The 16,296-nt window shown below is 71.0% G+C and carries 19 protein-coding genes; 1 reads left to right on the plus strand and 18 read right to left on the minus strand.

Annotated features, from left to right (window positions below; genetic code table 11):
• Window positions 1-14 precede the first annotated feature (14 nt).
• Complete coding sequence (locus AB0B35_RS25305; protein ID WP_203699059.1) at window positions 15-446, minus strand: Lrp/AsnC family transcriptional regulator; 432 nt, start codon at window positions 444-446, stop codon at window positions 15-17.
• Entirely contained in the window at window positions 446-1,642 is a 1,197-nt protein-coding gene (locus AB0B35_RS25310) for an ABC transporter substrate-binding protein (RefSeq protein ID WP_361049463.1), read from the minus strand. Before AB0B35_RS25310 ends, AB0B35_RS25305 begins: the two co-directional genes overlap by 1 nt.
• 194 nt (window positions 1,643-1,836) lie before the next feature.
• Between AB0B35_RS25310 and AB0B35_RS25315 the strand changes: the two genes are divergently transcribed.
• Complete coding sequence (locus tag AB0B35_RS25315) at window positions 1,837-2,367, plus strand: bacterial proteasome activator family protein (protein ID WP_361049465.1); 531 nt, start codon at window positions 1,837-1,839, stop codon at window positions 2,365-2,367.
• A 129-nt stretch (window positions 2,368-2,496) separates the two neighbouring features.
• Here AB0B35_RS25315 and AB0B35_RS25320 read toward each other — a convergent pair whose 3' ends face one another.
• From AB0B35_RS25320 to AB0B35_RS25395, 16 genes are all read right to left on the minus strand, one after another.
• Window positions 2,497-3,321 carry an HAD family hydrolase gene (locus AB0B35_RS25320; RefSeq protein ID WP_361049555.1) on the minus strand — a complete coding sequence of 275 codons (825 nt, stop codon included), beginning with the start codon at window positions 3,319-3,321 and terminating at the stop codon, window positions 2,497-2,499.
• 86 nt (window positions 3,322-3,407) lie between these two features.
• Window positions 3,408-4,679 (minus strand): serine--tRNA ligase, encoded by a 1,272-nt coding sequence (serS, locus tag AB0B35_RS25325; protein WP_361049467.1) that lies wholly within the window; start codon window positions 4,677-4,679, stop codon window positions 3,408-3,410.
• 37 nt (window positions 4,680-4,716) lie between these two features.
• Entirely contained in the window at window positions 4,717-5,385 is a 669-nt protein-coding gene (locus AB0B35_RS25330; protein WP_361049469.1) for a hypothetical protein, read from the minus strand.
• Between the two features lie 81 nt (window positions 5,386-5,466).
• Entirely contained in the window at window positions 5,467-6,204 is a 738-nt protein-coding gene (locus AB0B35_RS25335; RefSeq protein WP_360523268.1) for an AIM24 family protein, read from the minus strand.
• 137 nt (window positions 6,205-6,341) lie between these two features.
• On the minus strand, window positions 6,342-6,695 hold the full coding sequence (locus AB0B35_RS25340) for a metallopeptidase family protein (protein WP_361049471.1): 354 nt from the start codon (window positions 6,693-6,695) through the stop codon (window positions 6,342-6,344).
• 3 nt (window positions 6,696-6,698) lie between these two features.
• The gene (gene pheA, locus AB0B35_RS25345) at window positions 6,699-7,655 is read right to left on the minus strand and encodes a prephenate dehydratase (RefSeq protein ID WP_361049473.1); all 957 of its coding nucleotides are present in this window, start codon (window positions 7,653-7,655) and stop codon (window positions 6,699-6,701) included.
• A 176-nt stretch (window positions 7,656-7,831) separates the two neighbouring features.
• The gene (locus AB0B35_RS25350) at window positions 7,832-8,347 is read right to left on the minus strand and encodes a hypothetical protein (protein WP_361049476.1); all 516 of its coding nucleotides are present in this window, start codon (window positions 8,345-8,347) and stop codon (window positions 7,832-7,834) included.
• Window positions 8,348-8,384: 37 nt separating this feature from the next.
• Window positions 8,385-8,813 carry a hypothetical protein gene (locus tag AB0B35_RS25355; protein ID WP_361049478.1) on the minus strand — a complete coding sequence of 143 codons (429 nt, stop codon included), beginning with the start codon at window positions 8,811-8,813 and terminating at the stop codon, window positions 8,385-8,387.
• Window positions 8,814-8,824: 11 nt separating this feature from the next.
• On the minus strand, window positions 8,825-9,385 hold the full coding sequence (locus AB0B35_RS25360; protein WP_361049480.1) for an NERD domain-containing protein: 561 nt from the start codon (window positions 9,383-9,385) through the stop codon (window positions 8,825-8,827).
• 457 nt (window positions 9,386-9,842) lie between these two features.
• Window positions 9,843-10,730, minus strand: coding sequence for a DUF5926 family protein (locus AB0B35_RS25365; protein WP_361049482.1), 888 nt, complete (start codon window positions 10,728-10,730; stop codon window positions 9,843-9,845).
• 79 nt (window positions 10,731-10,809) lie between these two features.
• Window positions 10,810-11,226, minus strand: a complete 417-nt coding sequence (locus AB0B35_RS25370; protein WP_360523248.1) for an ATP-binding protein — start codon at window positions 11,224-11,226, stop codon at window positions 10,810-10,812.
• Window positions 11,223-12,446, minus strand: coding sequence for a HAMP domain-containing sensor histidine kinase (locus AB0B35_RS25375; protein WP_361049484.1), 1,224 nt, complete (start codon window positions 12,444-12,446; stop codon window positions 11,223-11,225). Before AB0B35_RS25375 ends, AB0B35_RS25370 begins: the two co-directional genes overlap by 4 nt.
• A gap of 61 nt (window positions 12,447-12,507) precedes the next feature.
• Window positions 12,508-13,281 (minus strand): glycerophosphodiester phosphodiesterase, encoded by a 774-nt coding sequence (locus AB0B35_RS25380; protein WP_361049557.1) that lies wholly within the window; start codon window positions 13,279-13,281, stop codon window positions 12,508-12,510.
• A gap of 14 nt (window positions 13,282-13,295) precedes the next feature.
• Complete coding sequence (locus AB0B35_RS25385; RefSeq protein ID WP_361049485.1) at window positions 13,296-13,631, minus strand: rhodanese-like domain-containing protein; 336 nt, start codon at window positions 13,629-13,631, stop codon at window positions 13,296-13,298.
• 126 nt (window positions 13,632-13,757) lie between these two features.
• Entirely contained in the window at window positions 13,758-14,795 is a 1,038-nt protein-coding gene (locus AB0B35_RS25390) for an LCP family protein (RefSeq protein WP_361049487.1), read from the minus strand.
• 258 nt (window positions 14,796-15,053) lie between these two features.
• Entirely contained in the window at window positions 15,054-16,280 is a 1,227-nt protein-coding gene (locus AB0B35_RS25395; RefSeq protein WP_361049489.1) for an LCP family protein, read from the minus strand.
• Window positions 16,281-16,296 lie beyond the last annotated feature (16 nt).

The raw sequence follows: 16,296 nt of genomic DNA on the forward strand, positions 1-16,296 counted from the left end.
CGTCGAAGCTGCCGTCAGTCGACCAGGCGGGACAGCACGATCATGCTCCGGGTGCTGGTGATGAAGGGCTCCGCGCGCAGCCGCTCCAGCGCCTGCTCCAGGTGGGCGATGTCGGCCGCGCGCAGGTGCACCAGCGCGTCGGCCTCACCCGAGACGGTGTACGCCCCGACCACCTCGGGGTGGCGGCGGGTGGCCTGCGTGATCTGCGCGGGCGTGGTGCGCCCGGTGCAGAACAGCTCGACGAAGGCCTCCGTGCCGCCACCCACCGCCGCCGGATCCACGACGGCGGTGAAACCCTTGATCACCCCACCGGAGCGCAGCCGGTCCACCCGTCGCTTGACGGCCGGCGCTGACAGCGACACCACCATGCCGATCTCGGCGTAGGTGGTGCGCGCGTCGCTCAGGAGCGCGGCGATAATTCGCTGGTCAACGTCGTCCAACTGCACTACCCGAGGGTAGCGAGGTCGCTGATCAGCACGTTCGACAGGATGGGGCCGTCCTTCTCGACCTTGCGCAGGTACCACTTCTGCTGCGGCGAGCGCTGCTGGTTGAACTGCCAGTTCCCGCGCGGGCTGATCACCTGGCCGACGTTCGACAGCAGCGTGTTGACCTTCTGCGCGCTGGGCGTGGCGTCACCGCCCAGCGTCAGCGCCTGGTCGAGCACCGCGGCGGCGTCGTACGCGGCGACCGCGAACGCCGTTGGGGAGCGCTGGAACTTGGACTGGAACAACGACGAGAACGTGTGGTTGGCCAGGTTGTTGAGGTCGGCCGAGTAGTGCATCGCGGTGAACAACCCGCGTGCGCCGTCACCGAGGTCGTCGAGCGCGCTGCCCTCGGCGACCGCGCCCGGGGCGTAGATCTCGACGTCGCGGCCCGGCTTGAGCCCCGCGTCCGCCAGCGCCGCCATGAACTTGACGATGTGCGCGCTCGGCAGATTGCAGAAGATCGCCCTCGGGCTCTTGGCGGCGATCTGGCCGGCGTACGAGGCGTACTCCGCGGTGGTCGGCTTGATGCCGGACTTCACGACGATGGGTTCCTGCGCACCGCCGCCGTAGACGCCGGTGAAGCCGAGCATCAGCTCGGTGCCCGCCGTGCCGGGGGTGGTGATGAGGCTGACCTTGCCGCTGCCGTTGCCGTAACGCCGGCGCAGGTAGTGCGCGATGGCGAGGGCCGGCTCGTCGGACAGGAACGAGGTGCGCCAGATGTACGGCGCGCTGGGCATCTCGGCCGGGGAGGCGTGCGCGGCCAGCAGCGGCACCTTCGCCTCCTCGACCCGGTCGCGCACGAACGGCAGCAGGTCGGGGTTGGCCACGCCGACGACGGCCAGCACCTGGGCCTTGTAGAGGTTCTCCAGGGCCGCGGCGCCGGACTTGGTGGTCTCGCCCTCGTCCTCCACCTCGATGCGCACCGGGCGGCCGCCGAGTTTGCCGTCGTGCAGGTCGACGTAGAGCTTGAAGCCCAGTTCGAGGTCGGCGCCGACCTCCTTGTTCGCTCCGGTGGCGGGGACGAGCAGACCGATGCTGACACCGCTGCGCTCGCTGGGCGTGCCGGCGGTCGAGCAGCCCGCGAGGCCGCCGGTCATGCCCGCAACGCCGACGCCGGTCAGCAGTCCGAGCAGCCTGCGACGGTCAAGGCCGTCCAATGTGTCCTCCAGAGTGACTTCGGCCGGACGCGCGTACCGAAGGGCACGGCCGTGGGGGTGTCGCCAAACCTGTGGGCGCGCGGTCTTATGACCCACTGTGGCGTTCTACCGTGTCCTGGCACTCCCGTCAATGATCAACATCGGCCTGCGTCTCGGGATCTAGGATGGGTGGGTTCGACGCTGAGGAGGTCGTGGTGAGCCAGCAGCATCCCGAAGAGAAGAGTGTCGTGGTCGTCGGTCCGGACGGTCGGCCCATCGGCACGGTCGAGGTCAACCCTGACGGCGCCACCGGGCGGGAGGAGGACCCGAGCCACCTCATCGAGCAGCCGGCCAAGGTCATGCGCATCGGCAGCATGATCAAACAGCTGCTGGAGGAGGTGCGGGCGGCACCCCTCGACGAGGCCGGCCGCCAGCGCCTGATGGAGATCCACCGCCGCTCGATAGTCGAGCTGGAGGACGGGCTCTCCCCCGAGCTGCGCGACGAGCTGGAGCGGATCTCCGTCGACTTCACCGAGGGCGCCACCCCGTCGGAGTCCGAGCTGCGCATCGCTCAGGCGCAGCTGGTCGGCTGGCTGGAGGGCCTGTTCCACGGCATCCAGGCGGCGCTGGTGGCCCAGCAGATGGCCGCCCGCATGCAGCTCGAGCAGATGCGCAACATGCCCGCCCTGCCCCCCGGCACCCACATCGAACCCGGCAAGTCCACCTCAACCGGCCAATACCTCTGAGTCCACCGCCCTCCCCGCCCCACCCCTCCCGCCGTAACTCTCAAGGGCTTGCGCATCGAGGACGTGCGATAGGCGTGACTCTTCAAGAGTTGCGGCAGGGGGTGGCGCGGAGTGGCAGGGTGGGGTGGGTCAGGGTTCGCGTTTGAGGAGTTCGTCGAGGTAGACGGCTACGCCGTCGCGGTCGTTGGAGAGGGTGACCTCGTCGGCCAGGGCGAGGATCTCAGGGTGCGCGTTGGCGACGGCCACCCGGTGCCCGGCCCACTCGAACATCGGGATGTCGTTGGGCATGTCCCCGAAGACCAGCACGTCGGCCGGGTCGATGCCCAGCTCCGCGGCGACCACGGCCAGCCCGGTCGCCTTGTCGACGCCGGGCGGGGTGACCTCCACCCAGCCCAGCCCGGAGTGCGTGAACGCGGCCACCTCGGGCGCGACCAGCCCTCGTGCCGTACGCAGCAGCGTGTCGGAGTCCGTGTCGTCGGTCTTCACAAAAGCCTTGATCACGTCGTAGCAGAGCGATTCCTCGCGCGGCCGGAACTTCAGGTCATCCGGATACGGCCAGTCGTCCACGTCGTCGCCCCACAGCGGGGCGCGCTGCGTGTCCAGGACCTCGACCAGCAGCTTCACCCGCCCGAGGCGGTTCTCCAGCGCCTCGACCAGGCCGGCCACGACCGGGCCGGGCAGCCGCGCGTCGCGCAGCACCCGCGGCGCGGACGGATCGCGCAGATCCAGCACCCGCCCGCCGCCGCCCAGCACCAGCAGGTCGGCGTGCGGCAGATCGATCCGGCTCAGCTCCTCCAGCCGGGGACCGCGGCCGGTGGCGCCCACGATGGGCACCCCGGCCGCGCGTACCCGGTCGAAGACCGCGTGGGTGAAGCCGCTGACGGTCTCGTCCGACCGGACGACGGTGCCGTCCAGGTCGGTGGCGACGAGCTTGGGCAGCCCGCGCGGACGCAGCTCGTCGCTGCGCAGCTCGGACCGGCCGACCGCGTCACGTTCCGGCACCTCGACGTGCCCCGTCCCCCCGTGGTCGGGCACGCCGCTCAGGACCCTGCCTTGGCGGGCTCCAGCACGTCACGGCCGCCCACGAACGGCTGCAGCGCCTTGGGCACCCGCACCGAGCCGTCCGGCTGCTGGTGCTGCTCCAGGAGCGCCACGAGCATGCGCGTGGTGGCCAGCGTGCCGTTGAGCGTCGCCGCGGTCTGGGTCTTGCCGTCGGCGTCGCGGAAACGGGTGTTGAGCCGCCGGGCCTGGAACGTGGTGCAGTTCGAGGTCGAGGTGACCTCCATGTACCGGTTCTGGGTGGGCAGCCATGCCTCGCAGTCGAACTTGCGCGCCGCCGACGAGCCGAGGTCGCCCGCGGCCACGTCGATCACCCGGTAGGCCAGCTCCAGCTTGCCGAGCATCTCCTCCTCCCACGCCAGCAGGCGCAGGTGCTCCTCGGCCGCGTCGGCCGGGTCGCAGTACGAGAACATCTCGACCTTGTCGAACTGGTGCACCCGGATGATGCCGCGGGTGTCCTTGCCGTACGAGCCGGCCTCCCGGCGGAAGCAGCTCGACCAGCCGGCGTAGCGCAGCGGCCCGTCGCCCAGGCTCAGGATCTCGTCCTTGTGGTACGCCGCCAGCGGCACCTCGCTCGTGCCGACCAGGTAGAGGTCGTCGGCCGGCAGGTGGTAGACCTCGGCGGCGTGCGAGCCCAGGAAACCGGTGCCCTCCATCGACTCCGGCTTGACCAGCACCGGCGGGATCATCGGGGTGAACCCGGCCTCCACCGACTGCCACAGGCCCATCTGCAGCAGCCCGAGCTGCAGTAGCGCGCCCACGCCGGTCATGTAGTAGAAGCGGGCGCCCGACACCTTCGCGCCGCGCTCGGTGTCGATCGCGCCGAGCAGCTCGCCGATGGCGAGGTGGTCACGCGGGTTCTCGAACACCGGGCGCTCGCCGACCTCGCGCAGCACGACGTAGTCGTCCTCGCCGCCGCCGGGCGCGCCGTCCTGCACCACGTTCGCGATCGCGAACTGCGCGGCCCGCAGCGCCTGCTCGGCCTCGTTGACCGCGGCCTCGGCCGCCTTCACCTCGGCGGCGAGGTCCTTGGTCCGGGCCAGCAGCGCGGTCTTCTCGTCGCCGGTCGCCTTCGGCATCAGCTTGCCGAGCTGCTTCTGCTCACCACGCAGCGCCTCGAAGGACGCCACCGCGGACCGCCGCGACTCGTCGGCGCGCAGCAGGTCGTCGACGGCGTCGACGGAGTCGCCGCGCAGGCGCTGGCTGGCTCGTACGGCTTCGGGGTCCTCGCGGAGCAGACGCAGATCAATCACGTCGAAAAGCGTACCGGCAGCCGCGCGGAGCTTCGCGTCAGTATTGCCGTATGAACGGCGCGGCGGTGGTGACCGTCAGATCGATGTCGCCCGACTCGTAGTCGTCGGCCTCGTCGCGGTCGTCGGCGGCCGCGTGCCGGCCGCGGAACGGCTCGGGCTCGCGCCGGTGCGCCGACAGCATGGCGAGCCCCAGCAGGACCACCGCCGCGAGCGCCGCCCACATGCCGCGGCCGGGGCTGGAACTGAAGCGGGACAGCAGTTCGGTGTTCATGAAGCCGCCGAACACACGCGGCAGCTCGCTGGTCGTGCTGAGCACGCTCGCCGCTGCCGCCAGCACCACGACCAGCACCGCCGAGGTGCCGAGCGCGGCCAGCCGCGCCGTCGCGCGTGCCGTGACCGGCCCGAACAGTGCCACCGCGGTCGCCGCCGCCAGCAGCATCAGCCCGGACAGGTACGGCGTGCCGCCGGTCGTCGACCAGACCGAGCTGGTCACCTGCGGGATGCTGGCGAAGTACTCGTCGCCGGAGCGGGTGGTGTCGATGATCTGCCACTCCCCGAGCAGCGACGCGATCGCCGCGGCACCGCCGAGCACGACGAGCCCCGTCGTCAGCCGGGAGTCCGTCGTCATCGCACGCCAGCCGGGGCGGCGGCGCTCCGGGGCGGCCGACTCGGGGCCGAACTCCACCACATCGAGGTCTTCGGACATGGGCGCATCATCCCATGTACGGCTGAAAAAACAGGCCCCTCCACGGGGGAGGGGCCTGCCGTCAACGGTCCTGCGCCGGGGTCACTGGCCGAGCAGGCCGCCCAGCAGTCCGCCCTGCTGCTGCTGGCCGCCGCCGCTGCCGCCGGCGATGCCCGCCGGGGGCTCCTCGGACGGCTGCACCACGACGAAGCCCTGGCCCTGGAAGCTCATGGTGAAGGCCTCACCGGTGCTGCGGCCCAGCAGGGTGCCGATGCCCAGCTGCTCGGCGCGGTGGTAGCCGGTCTGCAGGTTGGCCGACCAGCAGATCGCCGCCTGGGGGTCGGCGTAGGTCGGCGCGTCCACGGTCAGCACGACCGGGGTGCCCTTGGTGGTGATCGCGATCCGGCCTTGGCCCGTGAACACGCAGTTGAACAGGCCTGCCGCGGAGAACATGCCCATGCCCTGGACCATCTTGATGTCGTAGTTCAGCGTCGACTCGAAGGCCAGCACGTTGGTTCCGTTGACGCTGAGCGCGTCACCGGGACCCAGGTCGATCAGGTGCACGTCGGCGGCCCGGTCGGCCAGGAACACGTCACCGCGGCCGGTCAGCTTCATCAGCGGCACGCCCTCGCCGGTGATCTTGCTCTTGAGCCACTTGGCCGCGCCTCCGGAGCCGAGCGCCTGGAACTGCACCTGGCCCTGGTAGGCAACCATCGCGCCGGTGCGCGCCATGACCTCGCCGTTCAGCTCGATCTTCAGCATCTTCGAGTTCTGCAGCGTCAGACCGGGAGTCGTGGACTCCTTCTCCAGGTTCTCGGCAGCGAAGAGTGCGCTCTGCATGTCGTCATCCTCCATACAAACGGGGGCGGAGAAACGCACCGAGCGTAGTTGACCTGCACAAGTATGAAAGTCGTGTTGGTGACTGATCGGCAAAGGCCAGGGTGAAGATCGGGGAAACCACGGGGGTTTGCCGACCCTCAGCCCCAGCCCAGTTCGTGCAGGCGGTCGTCGTCGATGCCGAAGTGGTGGGCGATCTCGTGCACCACGGTGACCGCGACCTCCTCGACGACGTCGTCGTCGGTGTCGCAGATGCGCAGGATCGGGAGCCGGTAGATGGTGATCCGGTCGGGCAGCACCCCGGCGTAATCCCAGCCGCGGGCGGTGAGCGCGTGGCCCTCGTACAGGCCGAGCAGCTCCGGCCCGTCCGGCGGCGATTCGTCCTCCACCAGGATGACGACGTTGCGCATCAGGTTGAGCAGCTCCTGCGGGACCTCGTCGAGGGCATCGGCGACCAGCTCCTCGAAGCGTTCCCGGCTCATCTCGACGGCCATGGCTCAGGACAGCTCGCCCCGGCGCAGCCGGCCCAGCCAGGCGGCGGCGTCGGTGTAGTCCGGGTCGGACAGTCCCGGCGGCGGCGGCACCGGCCGCTCCGGAGCCGCGCCGGGCAGGCCCGCCCGGGGGTACGAGCCGAGGAAACGCACCCCGGCGCAGATGCGGCGCAGGCCCTGCAACGCCTCGCCGACCCGCGCCTCGGCCACGTGGCCGGTGCAGTCGAGGAAGAAGACGTACCGGCCGAGGCGCTCGCCGGTGGGGCGGGACTCGATCCGGGTCAGGTTCACGCCGCGTACGGCCAGCTCGGTCAGCACCGCGAGCAGTGCCCCGACCCGGTCGTGGGAGATCCAGACGGCCAGGGAGGTGAGGTCGTTGCCGGTCGGCTCCGGCGGCGTGCCGGGCCGCGACAGCAGCACGAAACGGGTCGCGGCGTCGGGATGATCGGCGATTTTGTCAGCGAGCTGGAGCAGGCCGAAGCGCTGGATGGCGATCGGGGCGCAGATCGCGGCGTCGAAGTCGCCCGCGGCGACCCCGGCCGCGGCGGCCCCGTTGGACAGCACGTCGATCACGGTCGCGTCCGGCGCGTACGTCCGCAGCCAGCCCCGGCACTGTGTGGACGCCTGCGGGTGCGCCGCGATCGACCGCACTCCGGCCAGCGTGGTGCCGGAGCGGACGGCCAGCACGAACTCCACTGGGATGACCACCTCACGGGTGATCACCAGTGGGTCGCCGTCGACCAGCTCGTCCAGGGTCACGCCGACGGCGCCACCGATCGAGTTCTCCCACGGGACCAGCGCCGCGTCGGCGTCGCCGGCCCGCACGGCCTCCAGCGCCTCGGGCACGCTGCGGGCGGGCGTGCGGATGCCTCTCCCGGCGGCCGGAATGGTGAGCAGCGCCTGCTCGGTGAAGGTGCTCTCCGGACCGAGATAGACGAACCGGGTGGGCGGAACTCCAGGCATGAGATCAGCCTACTGAGTTGTCGGTGGCCGCCTGCGCGGCCACGGCATTCGGCCTTGGAAGCCTCCCTTACCCGCCGGTCGCTCGTCCGCTGCGCGGACTTCCGCTCCTGGCGGGTGCGGTCGGCGGCCGAATGCGCTGGTGGTTGCGGCCATCGGTGCGGTCGCCGGCCGAATGCTCAGCAGCCGGCGGTGATGCGGATGCCGGGTGGGGCGAAGTTGCGCACCTCGACGGTGCAGATGTCGGTGCCCGCGGTGACCAGGTCGAGCGAGGCGGGCGCGCCCTTCGTGACGACCTGCAGGGGTTCGCGACCGGCCACGGTGAGCACGGTGTACTGCCAGGTTCCGGCGCAGACCGGTGGCCTGGTCACGGTGACCGTGCCCGAGCCGGGCAGGATCGACGACTTGCGGCGCACCGCGGCGATGATCTGGTCGCCGCTGGGCCGGCCCTGGCAGTCGGTGACGGTCAGCTCGGGGAATGGGCCGGGGCTGCTGGGCGGGGCCGACGGCGGCAGGCTGAAGCTGGGCGGCAGCGTCACCGCACTGGGTGACACGGACGGCTGCGGCACGGTGCCGCCGGGCTTGGGCTGCAGCTCGGGTGGAACTCCGCAACCGCTGAGCAGAGCCGCGCCGACCAGGCACGCGGTGGCGAGCGGGAGGGCCGGGTTGGACGGACGGGTTGGACGCAGGGGCATGGGCAACGAGACTAGCGCGCTGTCGCCCTACCCGCGGTCATACCGCCGCGAAGAAGCTGAGTGAGCCGACGACCTGCCCGGCCTGCCACAGCGGGGTCGCGACGGCGTCGAGGGTGCGGCTGGGCGTGTCCTGGGGTCCGCGCACCCGCAGCAGTCCGCGTGCGGGTCGTTTGGAGGTGAGCGCGAGCAGTGGGGGGATCTGCTCGCGCTCTGCTTCACCCAGCTCGTTGCCGGCGGCGGTGAAGTCGATCAGGCACAGCACCTCGCGCACGTCCCGCCCGGCCAGCTCGGTGTGGTGCTCCACGGAGAGCAGCCGGACCCAGGACGAGGAGGCGGCGACGATCACGCCTGCGGCGTCGATGACCAAACACGACTCCTCGGCCGAGGAAACCGGGACCGACCAGCTGTGCAGCGGGTCGACGGCGATCGGCTCCAACGGGGAGAGGGAGAGCTCGATGTGGGTCATCGCTGCTCACGTTACCCGCGTGCAGTGCCCTTGTCACCGGGGGTCGCGCCTTCCGGATGCCACGTGTAACCGCTGCCCGCGGCGTATGGCTGGTTGACCCAGATCGCGGGATTGCGGGCCACCTGGGACAGCTTCTCGGCCGTCGTTCCGGTGATCCGCCGACCGGTGGAGTCGAGCACCTTGTCGAGCTCGCGATACGACGTGACGATGCATTCCTTGGGCAGGCCGTTGACGCTGATCGGCCCGCTGCCGACGAACGCGAGCACGGCGAACACCTTGATGTCCTGCCCGATCGCCGCGGAGATGGCCTTGGCGGCGCGCTTGGCGTCGCGCCGGGCCTGCGAGATGTACGGCGGCCGGCGTCCGCTGATCTGCACCACGTCCCCGGCGATGAGCACCCGGCTGCGGCCGTGCTGGGCGATCGAGACGCTGAAGATGCCACCCGGGCCGATGGCGAGGAAGCCGGCGTTGGAGGGCTGCTGCGGTTTGGCCGTGCCGGCCTGCGCGGCCTGGCTGGTCAGCAATGCGTGCGGCCACTCGATGACGTGCCAGTCGCGACCGAGTCGGTGCACCGCGCGATCCTCGGCGGCCGACATGCGCCGGACTGCTCGGTCGGCGCGGCGGCGACGGGCCCAGTCCATCGGGGAACCGGGGGGCGGGGCGGTGTCTGGTCCTGACGGCACCGGCAGGCTGGGGGAGCGTCCGAAGGTCGGGCGCAGGAAGGGCGCACGATCGGGGTAGACGGTCATGGGGTGCCTCCGGGTGGAACGACACGCATTGAGTTAGGTGTCCCTTACCGTACGTGTTCGCTCATCGATGTGTCAGGGGGCAAATCGGGCACTCAGCAAGAATGAATGGATGAATGTCCGATTCAGCTTCATTCCCTGGGGCTCACGCGGCAGGTCTGTCGCCGCGCGCCGCTGAGATTCTCACGTGCCGGGCCGCCGTGCGGTGAGCCTGCCTGAGACACGGCTGCGCCCGTGTTGCAGGAGCAGCACGGGCGCAGCGGAGAACGCGTGAAAAGGCAGGTCAGCGCAGGGTCAGCTGGCGGCCGAGCAGGCCCTGCCGGGCCCGGCGCTGGTCGGGGGTGAGCGGCTCGTCGACCGCCTTCGCCGCGGCGTACCGCGCCGAGACCGCGGCCAGCGACTCCTCCCACGCGCCGGCCCCGGGGGCCGACGGCAGGTCCCACACCGGGACGAGCAGGCCGTGCGCCCGGAACATGCCGGCGAACTTGGTCTCGTCGGTGAGCTTCAGCTCGCCCGCCGCGCTCAGCCGGGCCAGCGCGTTGAGCGCCACATCCTCGCTGTCCGGCAGCACCCAGCGCACGTGGGCCTTCTCCGGGACCCGGCACCAGTACGCGGCCGGCGCCGCGGCCATCCGCACGGTGGGGTAGACCGAGGCGTTGGCCGCGTCCAGCGACGCCGACACCTCGGCGTCGCGTTCCTGGTCCGCGTCGAGCCAGAAGTCGAAGCCCTCGTGCACCGTGATGTCCAGCGGCGCGTCGACCAGCAGGTCGCCCAGGCGCGGACCCTCACCCGGCAGCGGGGGCACGTTCACCGGCGCGCCTGGCTCGCCTTCGAGCGCGCACAGCAGCGCCACGGCCAGGTCGCGGTTCACGTCGCCGGAGCGTTCGTGCCGCTGCAGCCCGAGCAGGATGCGCCCGTCCGTCTTGGTCAGCGCGGGCCAGGCCATCGGCAGGATGGTCGCCAGCGTGATCTGGCGGTCGCCGTACTTCTCGGCGTACTCCGGGGCCAGGGTGAGCGGCGCGGTCGCCGCGGGCACCAGCTCGCGCAGCGCCACCAGCTCGGTCTCGGCGGCCAGCCCGGCGAAGGGGCGGGCCACGAAGACGTCGCGCACCTTCGGCTGCTTCTGCTCCTTCGCCTGCTGCTTCTTGTCCAGGCGATTCTTCTTGCTCACGGCTGCTCCTCAGCTCCGCTCGGCGCAGCCTGCCCGAGGCTTCTTTCGCCTTTCGGACAGCTGGCGTGGGATCACCGGGTCAGCTTAGTTCCGCCCAGACGCTCTGCCCGAGACCGTCCCGCTCGACACCCCACCGGACCGCGAGCGCATCGACGATGGTGAGGCCGCGGCCGTCCGGGTCCTCGGCGCCGGCGGTGCGCGGACGAGGCAGCCCCTGGGCGCCGCCGTCGGTCACCCGCACCTCGATGACCTGCTTCGACTCGACGATCCGCAACCGCCAGGCCAGCCGGACGACCCCGCCCGGCAGCGGCTCCGCGTGGCGTACGGCGTTGCCGACCAGCTCGGCGGCGACCGAGACCACGTCGGCGAGCAGGTTCGGGGTGACCGCGTCGGCGAGGGCCGCGGCGAGGCGGTGTCGTGCCTGCTGCGCGCCGCGGGCGTGGTGGGGGACCACCACGCACCAGGCTCGCTCAGCGACAGCCATCGACACGATCATGCCTCCCCGGATGCATTTGCATCCCTCTTGACGTCACCTCGCGGCAGCCGTACCTCTGCGACCGTACCTCCCCCATCCCGGGGACGTAAGGACACCCATCCGTTTTGTCGTTCAATAGTCTTTCGGACGAGATAAAGACCCAGACCGGCACCACCGTACCGCCGTCCGTCTCCGCTGTCCGCCTGCCAGAACCGTTCGAACACCTGATGGGCCTGTTCGGGGGCGATCCCTATCCCCCGATCGAGTATCTGGAAGAAGACCGTGCGCCGGTCGTTGCCGGCGGACAGCACCACGGTCTCCTCCCGGGCCGAGTACTTGTCGGCGTTGGTGGCCAGCTCGGTGAGCACGTTCGGGATGGTGGCGCGGTCCCCGTAGGCCAGCGGCAGGCGCTCCGGCAGCTCCAGGCGGAACCGGCGGCGCAGATCGGCGGGCAGGTTCGTCGCGGCGTGGCGAAGCGCTTCGACGAGATCGAAGGGGCCCGGTGACAGCGTGCCGACCGCCGTGTCGGTGCTCGCGGCCAGCAGCCGGTCGACCAGCCGGGCCAGCTCGTCGCTGCGCTGGCCGATCACCCGGGCCGCCTCCCGGCGCGCCTTGTCGTCGAGCTGGCTCCAGTGGTCGCGCAGCGTGTCCGCGTACCCCTTGATGACGGTGACCGGGGTGCGCAGCTCGTGGCTGGTGACGGCGATGAACAGCTCGCGGTCGGCCAGATCGTCACCGGCGCTCTGCACCGGCAGCCCGGCCCGCTCGCTGTAGAGGCGGCCGACGGTCGCCCCGAGCAGCGCCATCACCGCGAGCTGGTCGTCGTCGGCGGGCCGGTCGTCGGGCATGAATGCGCCCAGCAGGGCGGGCGGGCGGCCGGCGAGGTCGATCCGGTGCAGCAGGATCCAGCGGCTGCCCAGCGACGACATCTGGTCCGAGGCCTCGTCGTCGACCGCGCCCAGCTCCACGCGATAGGTCGTCGGCCCGGGACGCAAGACGGCGGTGACCACCTCAGGCTGGACCGGCCGGCCCAGCGCCCAGTCGGCGGTGCCGGTCGCGGCGATCACCCGGCCGGCCCCGCCGGTGGTGTGCAGTTCCGAGAGTGCCATTCCGGGCACACCCAGCGCGTACTGGCCGAGGTGCAGCAGGCGGTCGAGGGCGGGCAGGCCGCCGCGGCCGGTGACCGGGTCGTTGAAGAGCGCGGCGATACCCAACGTCAGCTCGCGGTACGCCACCTCCACATGCAGGATCCTGCCTGCCGGAACAGCGACGCGCCAGGGCTCGTGACCGATCAGTGATGATTCAACGACCGAGGTGTGCCAGCACCTCGGCCGGGCGGTCCGTGATGATGCCGTCGACACCGAGCTTGAGCAGCAGGTCCACGTCGTCGGTGGCGTTGACGGTCCACACGTACACCTGCTGGCCGCCGGCCTTGAGCCGCCGCACCAGATCCGGCCGGCGGCGCACCAGCTCCAGGCCGGGGCCCGCGATGCGGGTGCCGAACGGCAGCCGCCGGATGCGCAGCCCCGGGGGCAGCAGGTCCATCAGCTGCACCGTGGGCAGCGACGGCAGCAGCTCGCGCGAGCGGCGCACCGCCAGCGGCGAGAACGACATCACCGTCACCCGCACCGGCGCGGACGCCGACGTGCTGGTCAGGCCGTGCCGGTTCAGCACGGCCCGCAACCGGTACTCCACGGCCTTGCCGTACCGGTTGGGGTGCTTTGTCTCGATCAGCATCCGCACCGGCCGCCCGGCCTGGCGCGCGGTGTCGAGCAGCTCCTCCAGCGTCAGCACCCCGGCCGGCTGCCCGCTGGGGTGCCACGAGCCGAAGTCGAGGGCTCGCAACTGGGCCAGGGTGTACGCCGCGACCGGCCCCCGCCCGTCGCTGACCCGGTCCAGGCGCCGGTCGTGCACGCACACGAGATGACCGTCGCGGGTCAGCCGCACGTCGCACTCGATGCCGTCGGCGCCCTCGCGCAGCGCGCGCGCGTACGCGCCCAGCGTGTGCTCGGGCAGAGCGGCCGACGAGCCACGATGCGCGAAGACCAGCGGGGTCGGGTCGGGGGTGGGGCTCATACGCTCGCTCACGGCTAGATGATCTGCGGCGACCGGCCCTCGTCGGCGACGACCGGGCGGCCGGCGGCGGCCCAACCCATCATGCCGCCGTCGACGTTGGTGACGTTGTCCCAGCCCTGCTGGCGCAGGTACGACACGACCTGTCCGGAACGGCCGCCCACTCGGCAGAGCACGTAGACCTCGCGGTCCTGCGGCACCTCGGCCATGCGGGCCGGGATCTGCATCATGGGCAGGTGGACAGCCGCGGGGGCGTGGCCGGCGGCCCACTCGTCGTCCTCGCGGACGTCGAGCAGGAAGGCGTCGGCGGGCACCTCGGCGACGGTGGCGGTGGGGATCTGCGCAGCGAACACGCCTGCAAGTGTAAGGGTCTTGCACCGCTTAGGAGCCCGTCGGAGCGGCCGCTCGGTGTACAGCCGGAGCGCAGCGGAGGCTGGACGACCGATCAAGGCCGCGGAGCGGGCTCCGCACGTCGGAGTTCAGATCGAGTTGACCCATTCCGGGTGCTGCTGCACCCAGGTGGCCAGGTCGGCGTCGCGCATGGCCCGGAACAGGTCTTCGGCCCCGTCTCGCAGCAGCACGTACGACACCCCGCCGATGCTCTGCGGGTAGGACGGCACCCGGATGCCGGTGAGCGAGTCGGGGCGGATGTTGCGCAGCGCCACGATCAGGTCGGTCAGCGTCGCCTCGCCGGTGTCGAGGGTGAGCGACTGCCCGATACCGCGGATGAACTGGTCGAGCTTGAGCGGGTTGCGGGTCATCCCGCTGTCCAGTGCCTTGCTCAGGATCGCCTTGACCAGTTGCTGCTGGTGGCGCTGCCGGTCGAAGTCGCCGCCCGGCAGGCCGTACCGCTGCCGGGAGTAGTCCAGCGCCTCGGCCCCGTTCATCTCGCGGCAGCCGACCGTGAACAGCCGCTTGGTGTGGATCGACCGCACCTCGGTGTCCACGCACATGTTCACCCCGCCGAGGCTGTCGATGACCCGGGTGAAGCCGCCGAAGTCGACCACCGCCGCGCCGTCGAAGCGCATCCCGGTGAGCGCGGTCAGGGTGGCCGACAGCAGCTGTACGCCGCCGCTGCCGCCCCCGCCGGCCTCGAACGCCGCGTTGATGCGCTGGCGCGCCCCGCCGAACGAGGTGCCGCCCACCTCGGGGATCTCCACTCGCAGATCGCGCGGGATCGAGATGACGTACGCGTGGTTCAGGTCGCGGTCCACCTGGACGACCAGGATGGTGTCCGAGCGCTGCCCCGCCCCCGGGTTCGACTCCCGCAGGTCGGATCCGATGAGCAGGTAGTTGAGCGGGCCGCTGAGCCGCCGCCAGCCCACCTGCGAGTCGGCCATGTCCCGGGCCCGCGGGTCGAGCAGCACGTCACGGCTCACGCTCGACTCGTAGCGGTGCACCAGCGCCTGCCCGGCGACCAGGGCGCCTCCGGCGAGCAGTACCAGGCCCACGAGGATCGCAGCCAGCACCTGCGGCCAGCGCCGGGCGCGGCGGCGCGGCGGCTCAGAGCGGCTCATCCGGGCGGCGCGATGGCTGTGCCTTCGGGCGTTTCCGGCCCCGCGCGGGATGTCCGGCCAGCCGAGGCCGGAGCGGGGTGAGCCGTGCCCGGGTGGTGCCGCCGCCGGGGAGGGCCAGCCGAGGCCCGTGGCCCGGGCCCCATCCCTCCCGCCGTCGCCGGTATGCCACGCGGAGCTGGCCATGCCGCCTCCCCGGGAGTGAGAAATCCTCACTCTCAGCGTATGGACCGCTCACTCCGGGAGGCGTTGAATCCGAAATTACTTCTCGTTGTTGACGACCTCTGGATGGATAAGAGCGAAGTTGCCCAACTTGTCGTTCTTGGCGGCGCGGAACATGTCCTTGGTCGTCTTGTCGAGTCCCTCGCCCTGGTACTGCCCGCCGACGATGACGCTCTCGTAGGTACCCGAGTTGGTCTTGAGCAGCACCAGGTCGGCCCCGGCCATGTCCTTCATGGTGAAGAGGAAGTCCGTGACACCCATCCCCTTGGGCAGGCTGAGCAGCATCGACTTGCCCACCGCGGCGATCAGCTGGTTGACCTTGCCGAAGTCGGTGAGCACGCCGGCCGAGCCGGCCTTCTTCGCCATCGCCTTGATCAGTTGCTGCTGGTGGCGCTGGCGGCCGTAGTCGCCGGAGCCGTCCGGCAGGTAACGCTGGCGCGCGTAATCGAGGGCCTCCCAGCCCTCCATCTCCCGGCAACCCTTCTTGTGCAGGTAACGCGGGTTGCCGCTGCGCCGGGCGTAGCTGTCGGCCTCGTGCTCGTCGGCGATGCCGCCGATGTACTTCGCCTTGCCCTTGACGACGAAGTGGTGGATCGACTTGGTGTCGGCCTCCACGCACATCGGGATGGTGCCGAGCGCATCGATGAAGGTCTTGAAGCCGCCGAAGTCGATGACGGCCGCGGCCTGGAACGACATCCCGGTCAACTTGCCGATGGACTTGGCGGCCGACTTCAGCCCGCCCCGCCAGTCGCCGTCGCTGCCCAGGCCGTTCGTGAACGCGCCGTTGATGCGCTGCTGCGAGCCCGGGATGTTCACGTCCCGCGGCACCGACATCAGGTAAGCCTGGTCGTGGTTCTTCGAGACGTGCAAGATCAGGATGGTGTCGGAGCGGGCGTTCGTCGCCTTCTGCCCGGTCCGGGTGTCGATGCCCAGTAGAAGGATGTTGAATGCTCCGGCGAACTCCTTGCCCGCCGGGGCGGCCGGCTCGGCCGAGGCCTCCGGGTCGGTGAGCGTGTCGTTGTCGGTCACCTGGATGTTGCCCTCGATGTTGCCGACGACCGTCTTGACCCCCACGATCGCCGTCCCGGAGATCATCATCAGCAGGGCGCCGAAGGTGATCGCCAGTTTGGCGGCCAGGGAGGCGCCGCGTTTCTTCTTGCGTTTCTTCGTCTTGGTGGAGGGCTGTTCCGCGTCATCGCCCCGGCGGGGTCGCTGACGCGGCAGTTGGCCCCGCCGCTCGTCTCTGTCCAGCGTCGATGTCGCCACGTGACTCCCCAGGTCC

Origin of the sequence: Catellatospora sp. NPDC049133, from assembly GCF_040648455.1 — a bacterium.
In the GTDB taxonomy this organism is placed as follows: domain Bacteria; phylum Actinomycetota; class Actinomycetes; order Mycobacteriales; family Micromonosporaceae; genus Catellatospora; species Catellatospora aurea.

Coding starts and splice junctions, on each gene's coding strand:
- AB0B35_RS25330 (WP_361049469.1), bottom strand. CDS start 5,385: ATGTCCGAAGACCTCGATGTGGTGGAGTTCGGCCCCGAGTCGGCCGCC.
- AB0B35_RS25335 (WP_360523268.1), bottom strand. CDS start 6,204: ATGCAGAGCGCACTCTTCGCTGCCGAGAACCTGGAGAAGGAGTCCACG.
- AB0B35_RS25340 (WP_361049471.1), bottom strand. CDS start 6,695: ATGGCCGTCGAGATGAGCCGGGAACGCTTCGAGGAGCTGGTCGCCGAT.
- pheA (WP_361049473.1), bottom strand. CDS start 7,655: ATGCCTGGAGTTCCGCCCACCCGGTTCGTCTATCTCGGTCCGGAGAGC.
- AB0B35_RS25350 (WP_361049476.1), bottom strand. CDS start 8,347: ATGCCCCTGCGTCCAACCCGTCCGTCCAACCCGGCCCTCCCGCTCGCC.
- AB0B35_RS25355 (WP_361049478.1), bottom strand. CDS start 8,813: ATGACCCACATCGAGCTCTCCCTCTCCCCGTTGGAGCCGATCGCCGTC.
- AB0B35_RS25370 (WP_360523248.1), bottom strand. CDS start 11,226: ATGATCGTGTCGATGGCTGTCGCTGAGCGAGCCTGGTGCGTGGTGGTC.
- AB0B35_RS25380 (WP_361049557.1), bottom strand. CDS start 13,281: ATGAGCCCCACCCCCGACCCGACCCCGCTGGTCTTCGCGCATCGTGGC.
- AB0B35_RS25390 (WP_361049487.1), bottom strand. CDS start 14,795: ATGAGCCGCTCTGAGCCGCCGCGCCGCCGCGCCCGGCGCTGGCCGCAG.